The 15684-nt window shown below is 36.2% G+C and carries 11 protein-coding genes; 4 read left to right on the plus strand and 7 right to left on the minus strand.

The annotated features are described in order from the left end of the window. Positions 1–7: 7 nt before the first annotated feature. From ACZ9HT_RS00850 to ACZ9HT_RS00875, 6 genes are read right to left on the minus strand one after another with little or no spacing between them, the layout of a single operon-like run. Entirely contained in the window at positions 8–1702 is a 1695-nt protein-coding gene (locus tag ACZ9HT_RS00850; RefSeq protein WP_476038538.1) for a bifunctional alpha/beta hydrolase/class I SAM-dependent methyltransferase, read from the minus strand. Next, on the minus strand, positions 1699–3006 hold the full coding sequence (locus ACZ9HT_RS00855; protein WP_476038539.1) for a phosphatase PAP2 family protein: 1308 nt from the start codon (positions 3004–3006) through the stop codon (positions 1699–1701). The genes ACZ9HT_RS00850 and ACZ9HT_RS00855 overlap by 4 nt, the downstream gene beginning before the upstream one ends. Then, positions 2988–3743, minus strand: a complete 756-nt coding sequence (locus ACZ9HT_RS00860) for an SDR family NAD(P)-dependent oxidoreductase (protein WP_476038540.1) — start codon at positions 3741–3743, stop codon at positions 2988–2990. Before ACZ9HT_RS00860 ends, ACZ9HT_RS00855 begins: the two co-directional genes overlap by 19 nt. A 43-nt stretch (positions 3744–3786) precedes the next feature. Beyond that, positions 3787–4836 carry a patatin-like phospholipase family protein gene (locus tag ACZ9HT_RS00865; RefSeq protein ID WP_476038541.1) on the minus strand — a complete coding sequence of 350 codons (1050 nt, stop codon included), beginning with the start codon at positions 4834–4836 and terminating at the stop codon, positions 3787–3789. A gap of 4 nt (positions 4837–4840) precedes the next feature. Beyond that, the gene (locus ACZ9HT_RS00870; protein WP_476038542.1) at positions 4841–5656 is read right to left on the minus strand and encodes a phosphatidate cytidylyltransferase; all 816 of its coding nucleotides are present in this window, start codon (positions 5654–5656) and stop codon (positions 4841–4843) included. Beyond that, entirely contained in the window at positions 5646–6248 is a 603-nt protein-coding gene (locus ACZ9HT_RS00875) for a CDP-alcohol phosphatidyltransferase family protein (protein WP_476038543.1), read from the minus strand. Before ACZ9HT_RS00875 ends, ACZ9HT_RS00870 begins: the two co-directional genes overlap by 11 nt. Positions 6249–6717: 469 nt before the next feature. On the opposite strand from ACZ9HT_RS00875, the gene ACZ9HT_RS00880 reads away from it, so the two are divergent. Both ACZ9HT_RS00880 and yidC read left to right on the plus strand, forming a co-directional pair. Continuing rightward, positions 6718–8325 carry a CTP synthase gene (locus tag ACZ9HT_RS00880; protein ID WP_476038544.1) on the plus strand — a complete coding sequence of 536 codons (1608 nt, stop codon included), beginning with the start codon at positions 6718–6720 and terminating at the stop codon, positions 8323–8325. A gap of 165 nt (positions 8326–8490) precedes the next feature. Continuing rightward, positions 8491–10305 (plus strand): membrane protein insertase YidC, encoded by a 1815-nt coding sequence (gene yidC / locus ACZ9HT_RS00885; protein ID WP_476038545.1) that lies wholly within the window; start codon positions 8491–8493, stop codon positions 10303–10305. Between the two features lie 48 nt (positions 10306–10353). On the opposite strand, the gene ACZ9HT_RS00890 is transcribed toward yidC, so the two are convergent. After that, positions 10354–10992 (minus strand): ribonuclease HII, encoded by a 639-nt coding sequence (locus ACZ9HT_RS00890; protein ID WP_476038546.1) that lies wholly within the window; start codon positions 10990–10992, stop codon positions 10354–10356. 133 nt (positions 10993–11125) lie between these two features. On the opposite strand from ACZ9HT_RS00890, the gene ACZ9HT_RS00895 reads away from it, so the two are divergent. After that, positions 11126–14158: a SusC/RagA family TonB-linked outer membrane protein gene (locus tag ACZ9HT_RS00895; RefSeq protein ID WP_476038547.1), complete on the plus strand. Its 3033-nt coding sequence runs from the start codon at positions 11126–11128 to the stop codon at positions 14156–14158. A gap of 19 nt (positions 14159–14177) precedes the next feature. Next, positions 14178–15629 (plus strand): SusD/RagB family nutrient-binding outer membrane lipoprotein, encoded by a 1452-nt coding sequence (locus ACZ9HT_RS00900; RefSeq protein ID WP_476038548.1) that lies wholly within the window; start codon positions 14178–14180, stop codon positions 15627–15629. Positions 15630–15684 lie beyond the last annotated feature (55 nt).

Below are 15684 nucleotides of genomic sequence, written 5' to 3' on the forward strand. Positions count from 1 at the left end.
AAATTAACTAAGCATTCACTTTTGCAGAAGTTACCGTAAAAATACCGAAATCATCGATCAGCATATTCTCTTTCTGTATCTTGTTATAAGCCATCAGTCGATCCAGTTCTTTTTGAGAACGTCGTCTCATGACCCAATTTTTCTTTTGGTGACTATTTAGAACGTAAGCAATCATTTTCAATTGCGGATGCCACGGCTGTCCAGTATAAACGACGTGAGAATTCTGCTCCGCAATTGATCTAATGCCAGTGAGTGCTTTACTTGCCAATTCATTATCGCCAAAAAGCTCTAAAATGCCAGAAACAATAATAATATTGGGTTCAAAATTGACTTTCTTATACGTTTCAGGATCAAAACAATCAAAATTGGTAAATCTTACATTTTGATATTTTTTCTCATCAATCACTTTTTCTCCGACCGTAATATTTTCCTTTATAAATTCATTAATTACAATTTCTGCAGATGGATATTTATCTTTGATATCAAAAAGGTAATTTCCAGTACCGCCAGCGACATCCAGAATTTTAATCTTGCGACCTTCTTTCTGTAAATTTTCAATATCCTTTTCCAGAAGTTGTAGTAAATGTTGTTTTCGGATTCTAATTCCTTTCCAGCCTATGGCTTCGAGGTAATTCTTATCCATCATTTTACCAAAGCCTAACTTACCTTTTGGTTGATTATGATAGACATAGTTTAATGAAATTCCAGAATCGAATCCATGTTTGATTCCAATTGCCATCCCATCACTTACTTTCCCAATCTTACCAAGAGACCATTTTTGGAATTTGTAATTCAGATTATTACCCACTTTGTTTTGAAGATCATCATGCTCTTTAACAGAAAACTGGTCAGGTTTTAAACTGGCTTCTTTTTGAGGTTGATTTAAACATTCTTCTGCGAAAGCTCTAATCTTATCGTATACCATTTCTTTTCCGGTCTCGAATAAGATCCCATGAAAACAGTCTGGTAAGACTTCAATTTTTTTCAACTTGGTCTCTAATTTATCAAAAAATATTTTTTGATCTTTATTAAAAACAACTTTATCCTTTTCGGCAGACAGGATCAGGGTTGGGGTATCGATCGCCGCCGCATCTTCCACCAGTCGTTTGCCGGCTTTCGCTAAATCTATTAGTAATTCTGCATCGATCGATCTCGTGATTAGCGGATCTGTATCATAGGCTTTTTGCTCTTCTATATCGTGGGTGAGCATTTCTGCCTTAACGTAGCTTTTAATGACCAATCCTTTTTTCAGTTTCGTACCAAGCGTAATCATCTCATTTGCGAAAGGGACAATTAGGTTAATTCTAAAAGCAGGTGCAAGTAAGGCCATTCCGGCAATATTCGGTGCGTAATCGTGCGCCCAAGCTGAAGCTACAACGCCACCAATACTATTTGCAAGAACAAAAATATCGGACATTTTGAGATGGTACTTTGTTTCTAAAAACTTTCCAAAAGAATCTAAATCTCTTACATAGTCCATGAAAAAAGAAGATGTTTCCGTTTTGGTATGCCCATGTCCACGCAGATCAAAAGCAAAAATATTAAATGTAGAAAACTGTGCTGATTCGGCGATATCGCTTAACCTTCCAGAATGCTCATGCCCCCGATGAATAATAATGATACTCTTTTGGGTAGGCTGAAAATTCCATTCGCGATAAAAAATTTCGCTTTGATCAAAACTATTAAAATGTCCAGTATTCATAAATCAATTGTTTTTAAAAATTCCTGCAAATATTTGGGTGTTACAGTGTGCTGGTTTGCGTTTATTACTATTGTTATTGCATCTTCTAAAGGTAAAGATAGAATTTTTTTGACTACCAAAATGCCCACGGCTGCACTTCTGGTAAATCCCATCGTACAATGAATAAGTATCCTTCCATCTGCCGAAAGCTGACTGTAATTTTTTGCAATTTCTAAAACTAATTTTTCAGTTTCTGACCGGTCTAAGGAACCAATATCTAAAAAAGGAACACAGAAATACTGAGCCCTTTCTTTAATTAAAATGTTTTCTTCCAACTCCGCAGATAAGTCATAAACGAAGGTTTTTTCCTTAAAATTAAAATTTTGAACCTCTTTGTTATCCAGTTTTGAGGAAATAAAAATCCGGGGAGAAATTTCAGTCGGCGATGTATATTTTCTTAAAAACTTCCAGAAAAACCAATACATTGCTAAATAGGGTAAATAGAAAACTTTTTTATAATAAGGAATATTCCCAGATGGGTCTTTTAAAAAATAAATATTATTTTTTTGATACTGATAACCAATCAGGAACATTATCAATGACACCCAAAGCAAAATGAGCCAGAAATGGGTGTAAAACTGATTCAATAATAAAATTAATAAAACAGTGATCCATCCAGTTAAAAAATAATAATTGGCAACTTTAAAGTTCCTTTGAAAATTATTTTTCTGAACAGGAAAAATTAGAAAACTGATTTGGGCTAAAATAGCGCCGGAAATAATATCTATAAAATGATGCTGATAGGTAGTAAGGGTAGAGAGCGACAATAAAATAAGCCAGAAAGCAAAAACTGGTCGCCAATAACTTTTAAGATTTCGAAAGACCGTCCAAAAAAGAAAAGCAAAAGCGACGTGTAAGGAAGGTGCTTGATTGTAAGGAGAATCAACCTTTTTTAAAAACTGAAAGAAGAATTGAAAAATCGAACTGTTTGGCTCTGGTTTTATGAAAGAAAATTTTAAAGGAAAAAGTACAAAACAAATTCCCGCAGGGATAATTATAAAAAGCATGCGCTTGGTTAAAGTAGTCAGTTCATCTCCGGTTTTGCAGAAGAAAAAAATGGAACAAAAGAATATCCCACTTGTTAAATAAGGAACAATTGTCAGCGGAACAAAAGGAACATGCTGTTCAAAACTGAAAACAAAAGAGGGAACAAAATTTAAAGTGGACGTATACCACGCGGAAAAATTATAAACCACCATAAAAACGACGGCACATAAAATAAATGCTGTTATTTTGTTTTTAAAATCTAGTCGTTTTTCATCCATTTGGCTTTTCTATACATGATCAGGTTAAGTAAAGGCGAAGGAAGAAGAGATAAGGATTTCATCATCCATTTCATTTTTGTTGGAAAAATTACCAATTTTTTTTGATCTCCAATAGCAGACGAAATTATTTTTGTTGCAGAATCAATATCGATCAGAAATGGCTTTTTTGTTAGATCGTCTTTATTTAATTCTCTCAATTTTTGGGTGTCAATATAACCAGGAGCAATCGTGGTCACGCAAATCCCGAAAGGCTTTAACGCGCGATGGTAAGCGTCTGCAATCTGAATGACCGAGCGTTTGGTTTTGGTATAAAGACTAGAGTGTTCATAATCCAAAATACCGGAAACGGAGGCGATCACCGCAATTTGACCCGACTTCTGATTTTTCATGGTGGTTCGTGCAACTTCAAAACAGTTGATGGCTCCTAAAATATTTGTTTTTAGCATTTGCTCGGCTTCTTCATATGAAATCTGGCCTGCAACATCTTCGGCGTAACTTCCGGCACAATTAATAAAAAGATCGAGATCTTCCTTTTCACTAAGAAATGAGTCTACTGCTAAAAAAACAGAAGAAATGACCGAAACATCAGCCTCATAAATTTGTATTATAACCTCTCTATTATCCGGAACTCTGGTAACATTTCTGCCGCAAATACCCACGCGGTAACCTTTGGAACTATAATGTTTTGCCAGGGAATATCCGATTCCTGAAGTGCCGCCTGCAATAAAAACGGTCATTATTAATTTAAAATATTCATTAAAGATTAATTTAAAATGATTCTTAATTTGATTCTTTTTTTGGAATACTGTTCATGGTTTGTTGAAATCCATACCTCCACTGCAGATCCATATCTTTTCGAAACTGCTCGTACGAATTTGGAAAACAGAAGGAAACCTGCAGTTTTTTCCAGTTGATGGTCTTCTTTATATAATGTCCTTCCAATTCTTTTTTAATATTGCTCGTATCAATTTGAAAATCTGGCTTTTGATGTTGAATCTCAGCTAACCGCTTATTTCCACTGTATCCTAAGACGGCACGAACAAAAGCCTCTTCTACTAAACTATAGGATTGCTTCTCCTCAATAATTACGGTCTTTGCTATTTGTTGTGCTAATTCGATTGGAATTAAATCGATGGCTCCACCAGCATAATATTTATTCTCGAGAAAAACAGGAGCTACATAAAACATATCTGAAACAGAAATCCTGGCACTGGTGAGCATCGACAGGTTGGTTTTCAATTCTATTTCAGAAGAAATGGCACTATTCCTAAAATTTTCAGATGTTATAACGACTTTTTCCAGATCAATTTTGTCCGCTGTCGTCGAATCTGTGAAAACGATTTTTCGATATAGTTTTTGATCATTTCTTTCCTGTCCAATATTTTTAGGATCAAATAGTACTTCCGAACCTATAATCAGCGTTGGAATTTCTTTGGAGAAGCTGGTGTTTTCCAGATAAGGAAAGTAAACGGATAAATCCTGTGTCATCTCCGCCAAATATCTTGCAATGACGTTTTCTATAAAAGGTGCATTTCTCTTTTCCCGAATTTTACGCAAAGAAAGAAGTCCGATCCTCGCAAGTTTGCTCTCCGTAGTGAGTTGAACTTTGGTTACAAAATTAAAATATTCTTGCGACTTTAAATATTCTTTGCGGGATTCATTGTCAGGAAAAGCATTAATGACTGTTGCCGCGAAAGCTCCACCACAAGTCGCAATTAAAACATCTGGTTTTTGATTTAATTTCTCCAAGGCGGCAAACATTCCGAGATAAATCATGAGCCTTGTACCTCCGCCGGATAAAATGAAAGCGTTATTAAATGGAGTCTCCATGGTTTTAATTAGTAAGAAGTAAAGGTAAAACCCAGAAAAAGAGGAGTGCATTAAAAATTAGACTATCCATTCTATCGAGCAAACCGCCATGTCCAGGAAGAAGATTTCCCGTGTCTTTTATATTTGTTTTTCTTTTTAGGAAAGACATCAACACATCTCCGAAAAAACCTGAAATTCCCAGAATTAATCCTAAAATGGTATTAGTCAAAACTGTCGATGGTAAGAGAAAGTATCCCAAGATGTTACTTAATACTACCGTAAGTATAACTCCACCAATAAACCCTTCCCAGGTTTTGTTCGGACTGATGTTCGGCGTGATTTTATGTTTGCCAAAGAATTTTCCCATTAAGTACTGAAAAACATCATTGACCTCCGTAATTACTACTAAGAAAATTAATGCTTTTACACCAAAATCCATTTCTCTAATGAATGCTAAATGAGGAAAAATTAAAAGTGCGATCGCTAAACCAATACTAATTCCTACCAATTGTTTCATGGAAACTTTTATAAACAAGAAAAATAAAATAAAAGCCAATGCGAAAGCTAGAGCGTAAAGAAAATAATTCTCAAAATTAAATAAATACAATAAAAGGAATTGAACAACAGCCAAAATCATAGGAACGACTACTTGATATCTTTGAACTTTAAACATTCTCAAAAACTCAAAAAACACCTGAAAACCGGTCCAGGCGACGAAAATTTTCATGGCAATTGGATGGGAAATCCCAGCTACAAAAGCCAGAATTATAAACACCCAGGTTTTTATTCGCAGCGGAACATCAGCAAATTTGTTTACAAGATTGTTATTATCAGGCTGCATTCAGTGCTTTCTTAAGTCTTGTGAATGTACTTAGAAGCAATAGCAAAATAACCGCCCCAAAGATATAGATTGAATAACTGGAAATATTGACGCCAAAAAAGGCGATAATACCATAAATGCTTACCAGTAGAGCCCGATCACTTTTCCCCATGGGTCCATCATATCGACGATTTTTGCCGACAACTTTACCCATTAATCCAGCAAATTCGTTAATAACACTTAAGACGATAAAAAACACAATCAAGTACAGACTTTCTGGTTGAAATTTCAATAGTGGAATAAAGATAATAACATCAGATACGATATCTCCCACTTCGTTTAGGACCTCGCCCAATCTACTCATTTGGTTAAATTTTCGAGCCATCATTCCATCCAAAGCGTTTAAAGCCATTCGCAGCAGGAGTCCAATTGGTAAGCTCAGGAAAAACCATTTATCGGAATCGGCATTCCAAAATAATAGTCCAATTATTAATGATAATATAATCGAAGCAATAGTAATTTGATTTGCAGTCACTTTATGGTTATGCAAAAAGATTAAAACGGGATTAAGTAGTTGCTGAAATTTGGGTTTTAACTGATAAATTGAAATCATTAAAGTTTTTTTAGTTGTCGTACTCAAATCTACTAATTTTATAAGAAATCACATAAAAGATCTATTCTATATTTGATCATGATGCATCGCAGAGGAAAACTGACTATTTTTTCCTAAACCGCATTTGCAGCAAAAGTAATATGCTGTTAAACTTATTTAGAGATCAGAAAAAGATGGGAACGAACTACTTATATTAAAAAATTTTTTCCGACTCCCAGTTGCAGAACTACTATTAAAGATTTTAATTCTCTATTAACCTGAACTTGTATAAGGTCACAATTTCAATTTTTGAATCTTTATATATCTTATTTTAAATCTCTATGAGCCCTGATTGCAGCGGCATCCTTTTTCGCAGCGCAGCGGAGTAAAAGATATAGCGGAAAGCAGGTTCCCGGCTACCAAAAAATATTAGTTCCCCTTTATTTGCGCCCTCTTTCAAAATCCATTAACTTTGCACAAACCTAAACTAATGAGTAAAAAGAACACGAAATTCATCTTCGTAACCGGCGGTGTAACTTCTTCTTTAGGCAAAGGAATCGTCTCGGCTTCACTTGGCTTGCTGCTAAAATCGAGAGGATTTAATGTCACCATCCAAAAACTTGACCCTTACATTAATATTGATCCGGGAACCCTAAATCCCTATGAACACGGCGAATGTTACGTAACAGAAGATGGTGCAGAAACCGATCTGGATCTGGGCCACTACGAAAGATTTCTAAATTCTAAAACTTCCCAAAACAACAACGTAACGACCGGTAAAATTTATCAAACCGTTATCGAAAAAGAACGCAAAGGAGAGTTTTTGGGGAAAACCGTACAGGTCATTCCACATATTACGAACGAAATTAAGCGTCGTATCAAAATTCTGGCTAAACAAAACTACGATATCATCATCACCGAAATTGGTGGAACTGTCGGAGATATTGAATCTCTTCCCTATATAGAAAGTGTTCGTCAACTGAAATGGGAATTAGGAGAACATAATTCGATGGTGATTCATTTGACTTTACTGCCTTATCTAGCATCGAGCGGAGAATTGAAAACAAAACCTTCTCAACATTCTGTTCGCCAGCTCATGGAATCCGGAATTCAGGCTGATGTTTTGGTATGTAGAACAGAACATAACATTCCGAAAGAACAAAGAGCGAAACTGGCGCAGTTTTGTAATGTAGCTTTAGAAAACGTGATCGAATGTAAAGACCTCGATACGATTTACGAAGTTCCTCTTTATTTACAGAAACAGGATTTTGATGATGTAGTTCTGAAAACTTTAGACCTTAAATCGGACAAACAAGCTGATCTGAAAGACTGGAAAACCTTCCTTAAAAAATATCAGAATCCAAAGAAAAAGGTAGAAATAGCCTTGGTTGGAAAATATGTTTCCCTGCAGGATTCTTATAAATCGATCGCAGAATCTTTTATTCATGCAGGTGCCGATCTAGAAACCGAAGTAAAAGTACGCTGGGTTTACAGCGGTGAACTCGATGAAGGAAATATTGAAGAAACCTTTGCCGGAATCGACGGAATGTTGATCGCACCGGGATTTGGTGATCGTGGAATTGAAGGAAAGATCGCAGCTGCGAAATATGCCAGAGAAAATAACATTCCACTTTTAGGAATTTGTTTAGGAATGCAGATCATGACAATTGAATTTGCTAGAAACGTACTCGGTTACAAAAAAGCCAACTCTATGGAGTTTGATACATCGACACCCGAACCAGTGATTTCTTTAATGGAAGAGCAGAAAAATGTAGTCGACAAAGGAGGAACAATGAGATTAGGAGCCTGGAAATGTTCTTTGAAAACAGGATCTAAACTGAATGAGATCTATGGAACAAAAAATATTTCCGAAAGACACCGTCACCGGTACGAATTCAATTCGGAATTTAGAGAAGAATTTGAAAAAAACGGTTTGATCCCAACCGGTTTTAATCCCGAAACGGACCTGGTAGAAACAATCGAACTAAAAGATCATCCTTTTTATATCGGCGTTCAATATCACCCCGAATACAAAAGTACGGTTGCCTCGCCGCATCCTTTGTTTAAGGCCTTAATTAAAGCTTCGACGAAAAAATAAAAAGAAGGAGATAAAAGACAAAATGTTTTTTATCTCCTTTGTCTTTAAATGAACTTCCAAAAAATTCTTCATTGCCAAAAATTTCAGTATTTTTGCCACCTAAAATTAAGAAGCTAAAAAATGAATGGTTTTGAACTTCGAGATTTAAATTTCAAATAAATTAAAATGCAGCAAAATAACGGTTTAGATAAAAACCAACTCATTAGTTTCGCCCTGTTTTCAATGATTCTGATTGGCGCCATGTTTTATTTCCAAAACAAGCAGGCGAAAGATCAACAGTTGAAAGACGCTGAAAACAAAGGTAAAATTACTCAGGTTGCACCCGTCAATAAAACAAAACCTGCCATTGTTACCAATTTAAACGATAGTGTTAAGACCGCTTCTATACAGCAAGTTGAGTTGAAGAATAAGGAATTAACGGTGGCGATTAGTACTTTGGGCGGACAAATTTCTACGGTTCGACTTAACGAATACAAAGCTTACAACAAGAAAACCGATATCAACGATAAACAACTTTTGATTTTCGATAAAAATAATTCAGCGTACGGTTTTCAGTTCAAGGATAAATCAGACAAAATCTTTAACACGAAAGATTTAGTTTTCAGCCCAACGCAGAATGGAAATTCAGTAACCATGCAGGCAACTGTAAATGGCGCTGTGATTCAGTTTATTTATACTTTGCTCGATAAATATACGGTCGATTTTAATGTGAAAACGGAAGGTCTAGGTCAGTTAGTTTCTAATCAAAAAGCAGACTTTATCTGGGATTACAGCGTTCGTGGTATGGAAAAAGGCCGCTCTCAGGAACAAACACACACCGAATTCAATTATACCTTTAATAATTATAAAAGTTTTGATTACGACGGTAGAACCACGATGGATGAACCGGATGAAAATCTAAACTGGCTTGCCGTAAAACAACAGTTTTTCTCTGCTGTTATTGAACCGAAAAATGGTTTCAAGAACGCAAAAGGTTCGCAGGATATGATTGAAGAAGGCGAATTTTTGAAAAAATTTAATTTTGATGGACAGGTTGATCTGGTAAATAATGAATTGAATCAAGATTTCAAATGGTATTTCATGCCGTTGGATCTTCCTTTGTTAAAATCTTACGATAAGAATTTTGATGAATTGCTTCCTTTAGGCTGGTCCTTTATCGGTACGCTGAACAGATGGTTTTTCATCCCGATGTATAATTTAATTTCAAGTTGGGGATTGGCTGCAGGTTGGGTAATTTTCTTAATGACGATTATTGTTAAAATTATTTTATCGCCGGTAATGTTCAAGCAGCATAAACTGAGTGCGATGATGAAGGTGATTCGTCCCGAAATTGATGCGGTCAACGAAAAAAATAAAGGTGCAGATGCCATGAAAAAACAGCAGGAAACCATGGCTGTTTATCGAAAGGCCGGCGTAAATCAAATGGCGGGCTGTTTGCCGGGATTAATTCAGGTCCCCATTTTCTATGCGCTCTTCCGCTTCTTTCCCAATATGATCGATTTGAGAGGGAAAAGTTTTTGGTTCGCTAAAGATTTAACGGCTTATGATGATGTGATCAAACTGCCTTTTCATATTCCGTTTTTACAGGATCACTTAAGTATTTTTGCAATTGCGTGTACGGTAGTAATTTTAATATACACCATTATGACTGCAGGAAATATACAGCAACCAACGCAGGAAGGAATGCCGAATATGAAAGTGTTGATGTACATCTTCCCTATTACGTTCTTATTTTTCCTAAATACATCAGCATCCGGACTTTCTTGGTATTATTTTGTATCGAATGCTATTAACATCCTGATTATTTTGGTGATCAAATACTGGATTCTGGATGAGAAGAAAATTCACGCTCAAATTCAGGTCAATAAAACGAAGGGACCAAAACCTGAAGGTAAATTCCAGAAGAGAATGCGGGAAATGATGGAGAAAGCGCAGGAGCAACAAAAAGTTCAGAAGAACGAAAGCACTAAGAAAAAATAAACTCAAATAAATAGTTAAAAAAACGGAAGATGATCGCTTCCGTTTTTTTTATGGAATCAAGTCAATTAAAGCATCTACAGAATTACGCTCAGCTTTTGGCGGTTGTGAATAATCTAAGCGGAACGAAACCCGGTGATGAATGGTTGGGCCAAATTTATTCAGAGCTTCCTGATGCTTCTTGGTGGCGTAACCCATATTGGTATTCCAGCCGTATTCTGGAAAATCGTCATGAAGCTTGATCATTAATTGATCCCGATAATTCTTCGCCAGTATCGAAGCGCACGCAATCGAAAGTATTTTGGCATCTCCTTTTATTATACATTCATGCGGAATGAAATTATAGGCATGAAATCTATTTCCATCAATTAAAAGAAGCTCCGGTCTCACCATTAACTGATCAAGAGCTAAATGCATTGCGTGGATACTTGCATTCAAAATATTATGCTCATCTATAAAAGCAGGAGAAATTTCGGCAATTGCATAGTCCTTTACATTAGTTTTTATGTAATCATCGAGGTGTAATCGGGTCTTAAATGTTAATTTTTTAGAATCATTAACCAAATTTTGGTTAAAATCTTCAGGTAGAATTACTGCTGCTGCAACGACCGGTCCCGAGAGACATCCGCGACCAACTTCATCGCAACCTGCTTCTATATATCGATTTGACCAACTCTTTAGCAATACCATTATTTTACATTTAATTATAAGTGTTAATTATTTACCTGCCAAAATTACAAAAGAATTAAGAATTTTTTAACAAATTATTTGGTCATATTAATTAAAGTTTGCATTTTTGTGCTAATGAAAAATTTAATTTGATATGAAGAAACTAACAACAAGCGTTCTAGCTATAGTTTTAACTTCGTCTTTTGCTTTAGTAAATGCACAGAAAGTTGATACTGCAAGAACGCAGAATATCGAAGGTGTCGTAGTAACGGCTTTGGGTATTAAAAGAGAAAAAAAATCTCTAACGTATTCTACACAAGAGATCAAAGGAGATGATCTTAGTAATGGGACAACCAACACTGGGAATATCGCTGCTCAAATGTCGGGGAAAGTTGCAGGTTTGCAGGTAAATACCAACAATAACTTTGGTGGTTCTTCTACTTTAGTAATTAGAGGTTACAAATCTCTAAAAGGTGGAGGCCCGTTAATCGTAATTGATGGTTCACCAGTTAATAATGGAAATATTGGCAATAATGGTGCTGGTTACGTTCCTACATTTGATTATGGTAACGCACTTTCTGATATTAATCAGGCGGATATCGAATCCATTAACGTATTGAAAGGTGCAGCAGCATCTGCTTTATACGGAGAAAGAGGATCTAACGGTGTAATTCTAATTGTTACCAAAACCGGTAGAGGTAAAAGTGATAAAGAATGGGGTGTAACGATCTCAAGTGGAGCCAACATGGGCTTTATTGATAAGTCTACGTTCCCAACATACCAAACAATGTATGGTGGTGGTTATGCGCCACAGTTCACATTTGGTGACGAATACACGAACTATAATGATGATGCGTCTTTAGGACCAAAATATGATGGACACCCAATTTTCTTCTGGGATTCATTCGATCCAAACTCTGTAAACTTCGGACAAAAGAAACCTTACTTAGCTGCTAAAAGCACTCCTGCAGATTTCTTTGATAAATCTACAAGTTATACGAACACCATTTCAATACAAAAGGCTGGCGATAAATCTAACTTCTTGTTAAATTACACCAACCAATTGCAAAGTGGAATTCTTCCTAACTCCGATTTGAAGAAAAATACCATCTCTACAAAGTTTAGTTTTGATTTTACTGATAAATTATCTGCAGATTTATACTCTACTCTAACATTACAGAATACGACGGGTAGAAATGAAACTGGATACTCAGACAACTTAATGTCAACTTTTAGACAATGGTGGAATGTAGACAGTGATATTAACGCACTACGTTCGGCTTACAACAATTCAGGTCAAAATATCTCTTGGAACAGAAATAGTCCAGAAGATGCTACACCGGCTTACTGGAATAACCCGTTCTATCAAAGATTCGAAAGTTTCAACAGCGATAGAAGAACAAGAAGCTTTAGTGTTGCTAATGTGAATTATAAGTTTTCTAAAAACTTTAGCGTTGTTGCTAAAATGTCTTATGATGATTTAAATAGTTTAATAGAGCAGAGAGTAGCAGAAGGTAGTGTGCCACAAAATTTTGGTTCATCTAATCAATCTGTTTCCTCTGGATATTCAAAATACAATCTTCACAGATCCGAATTAAATTATGATTTATTTGGTACCTATAACTTTGACATCACTGAAAGCTTGAAATTATCAGGTATCGTTGGTGGTAATGTTAGAAGAAACAGAAACGAAGGTGACTATGCTTCTACGGAAGGTGGTTTAGTTGTACCAGGTCTTTATGCGATCAGCAACTCAATTGCTCCAATCCTACCAACAAAAGAATCTGTAACAACTACATTAACTTCAGGCGTATATGGAACTGCCTCATTAGGTTATATGGATACGTTCTTTGTTGATGGAACATACCGAGTTGATAAATCATCTACTCTTCCAAAAGATAATAATACTTACGGTTATGGATCTATCGCTGGTTCAGTAGTGTTATCATCGTTGATCAATCAAGATTGGTTGAGTTTCTGGAAGATCAGAGGAAATTACGCTGAAGTAGGTAATACAGCAGATCCATACCAATTAAGAAACACTTATTCTAGTGGTGCCAATTATGATGGAACTGTTTTATTTGACACTCCAAATTCAAGAGCAGAATCAGAATTAAAGCCAGAAAGATCTAAGGAAGTTGAATTAGGAATGGAAATGCAATTCTTCAAAAGAAGACTTGGATTAGATGTAACAGTTTACAACACAAAAACTATCAATCAACTTATCCAGTTGCCGATCTCAGTATCTACAGGATATTCCGCAACTGCATTTAATGCTGGTAGAATTGACAACAAAGGTATTGAGGTATCTTTAACTGGTACTCCATTCAAATCAGAGAATTTCACTTGGGACATTTCAGCCAACTGGGCGAAAAATAAGAATGAAGTTGTAGACCTTAATGGTGTTGACAATTATGTTCTTGCAGGTTTCCAAGGTGGAGTGCAATTAACTGCAACAGTTGGTGAAGCCTTTGGTGCTTTGTACGGAACTGATTATGTATATGATGCGAATGGTCAAAGAGTTGTAACTTCACCTAACGCAGCTGGTTTAGGAGGTGGACTTTGGGCCAAATCCGATAAAAAAGCTATTGGTAATGTAACTCCAGAATGGACAGGAGGTGTTAGAAACAGCATGACTTACAAAGGTATTAATGTGAGTTTCTTAATTGATGTTCAGCAAGGCGGAAGTACATTCTCTACCGATATGTTGTACGGACAGTCCGGTGGTTTGTATGCTAACACAACAGACATACAATATCGTGATCCTTTGAACGTTATTTTACCAGGGGTATATGCAAACGGATCTCCGAATGTAACTCCTCTAGGTGGATTAAGAAAATTGGCAAATGGTACTTTAGTGAGAGCTAGAAATGCAAATAACTACTATTCTTATCAGCCAAACGGTTATAACAACGCGCCAAACAGCGAATTTGTTTATGACACATCTTATGTGAAATTGAGAGAAGCAAGCATTGGCTATACTTTACCAAAAAGCATCCTTTCGGGTACAAGCGTAAAAGAAGTAACCTTAGCTTTAGTAGGTAGAAACTTATGGATCATTCACAAAAACACACCATACGTAGATCCAGAAGCTGGAGTTATAGGTGGTTTAAGATCAAGAGGGAACTCGATTGGTGCTTTGCCAACAACAAGAGATATCGGATTTAACGTAACTCTAAAATTCTAACATTATAAATTTTTTAAAAATGAAAAAAATATTATATATAGCTGGCTCGCTCTTTCTTACAGCCAGTATCTTCTCCTCATGTGAGAGGGATATAACAGAGCTCAACATTGATCCTAAGAAGCCAGAGATAATTCCTTCTAGAAACTTAGTCGTATCTGCTGAAAAGGATTTAGCTGACTATTCGGTAACTCCAAGTGTGAACTTAAATATTTCGAGATTCTTTACGCAACAGTGGACTGAAACTCAGTATATTGATGAAACAAATTATAACTTCATCACAAGAAATCAGCCGCAAAATCACTTTAACACGATGTACAGAGATGTATTGGGTCCATTAAAGCAGGCAGGTATCTTTTTAAATGCTGAGTCAGAAAGTGCAACGCTTTCTCCTACTGATGCGGCTAAAACAAAAAAGAACAAGCAGGCAATTATCGAAATTCTTTCCATCTATGCATGGGTGAATTTAGTTGATAGTTTCGGAAATGTACCGTACTCTGAAGCATTGAAAAATGAAGCAGGTGCTTCAGTTTTGCAACCTAAATATGACGATGCTGCGACGATCTATACTGATCTTGCTTCTAGATTGAATGCAGTTTTGCTTACAATCGATACGGGAGTAGATGGTTATGACAACGACGCTTTTTATAGCGGCGATATGGCACAATGGAAAAAACTAGCAAATTCTCTTAAGTTAAGAATGGGTCTTAATCTAAGCGATGCAGATGCTGCAAAAGCTAAAACTTTAGTAGAATCTGCAGTAGCGGCCGGAGTTATTACAAGTCCTGCTGATAATTTCTCTTTCCCTTATATGAATGGATTGGTATCTAACCCTATTTACCAAAACTTAGTACAGAGCGGTAGAAATGACTTTATTCCTTCTGATGTTTATTTGAATGCTCTAAAAGCGAAGTCAGATCCAAGAATTCCAAAATACTTTACTCCACTTGCTGACGGAACTTTTGTTGGTGGACCTTATGGTAGTTTGGCTTCTTATGCAAACTTTTCACACGTAACAGAAACGATCAAGAAAGCAGATTACCCTGGGGAATTGCTGGAATCTGTTGAAGTTAAATTCATGTTGGCAGAAGCTGCTGCAAAAGGATTTAGCGTAGGTGGAACCGCTGCTACTTGGTATGGTGATGCAGTACTTTCTTCAATGGATCAGTGGGGTGTAGACCCTGCTATGGCAGCGACCTATTTAGCTGCTAATCCATATGATGCTGCTAACTACAAGCAATCAATTGGAACTCAAGCCTGGTTTGCAATGAACAACAAACCTTTACAGGCATGGTATTTCTTTAGAAGACTAGATTATCCACAGTTAACAGCTCCAGCTGGTGCAACGGGTCTGGTTTACAGAATTACTTATTCTAACAACGAATACAGTACTAACACTGCTAACGTTAATGCAGCTGCGACTGCAATCGGAGGCGACAAATACACAACGAAAATTTTCTGGGATAAATTCTAAGAATTTTAAGTTATTATTTTAAACCACTCCTCGGAGTGGTTTTTTTATTTCCGTA

The sequence above is a fragment of the Chryseobacterium sp. UYP7 genome (assembly GCF_056279225.1).

Coding starts and splice junctions, on each gene's coding strand:
- ACZ9HT_RS00850 (WP_476038538.1), bottom strand. CDS start 1,702: ATGAATACTGGACATTTTAATAGTTTTGATCAAAGCGAAATTTTTTAT.
- ACZ9HT_RS00855 (WP_476038539.1), bottom strand. CDS start 3,006: ATGGATGAAAAACGACTAGATTTTAAAAACAAAATAACAGCATTTATT.
- ACZ9HT_RS00860 (WP_476038540.1), bottom strand. CDS start 3,743: ATGACCGTTTTTATTGCAGGCGGCACTTCAGGAATCGGATATTCCCTG.
- ACZ9HT_RS00865 (WP_476038541.1), bottom strand. CDS start 4,836: ATGGAGACTCCATTTAATAACGCTTTCATTTTATCCGGCGGAGGTACA.
- ACZ9HT_RS00870 (WP_476038542.1), bottom strand. CDS start 5,656: ATGCAGCCTGATAATAACAATCTTGTAAACAAATTTGCTGATGTTCCG.
- ACZ9HT_RS00875 (WP_476038543.1), bottom strand. CDS start 6,248: ATGATTTCAATTTATCAGTTAAAACCCAAATTTCAGCAACTACTTAAT.
- ACZ9HT_RS00880 (WP_476038544.1), top strand. CDS start 6,718: ATGAGTAAAAAGAACACGAAATTCATCTTCGTAACCGGCGGTGTAACT.
- yidC (WP_476038545.1), top strand. CDS start 8,491: ATGCAGCAAAATAACGGTTTAGATAAAAACCAACTCATTAGTTTCGCC.
- ACZ9HT_RS00890 (WP_476038546.1), bottom strand. CDS start 10,992: ATGGTATTGCTAAAGAGTTGGTCAAATCGATATATAGAAGCAGGTTGC.
- ACZ9HT_RS00895 (WP_476038547.1), top strand. CDS start 11,126: ATGAAGAAACTAACAACAAGCGTTCTAGCTATAGTTTTAACTTCGTCT.
- ACZ9HT_RS00900 (WP_476038548.1), top strand. CDS start 14,178: ATGAAAAAAATATTATATATAGCTGGCTCGCTCTTTCTTACAGCCAGT.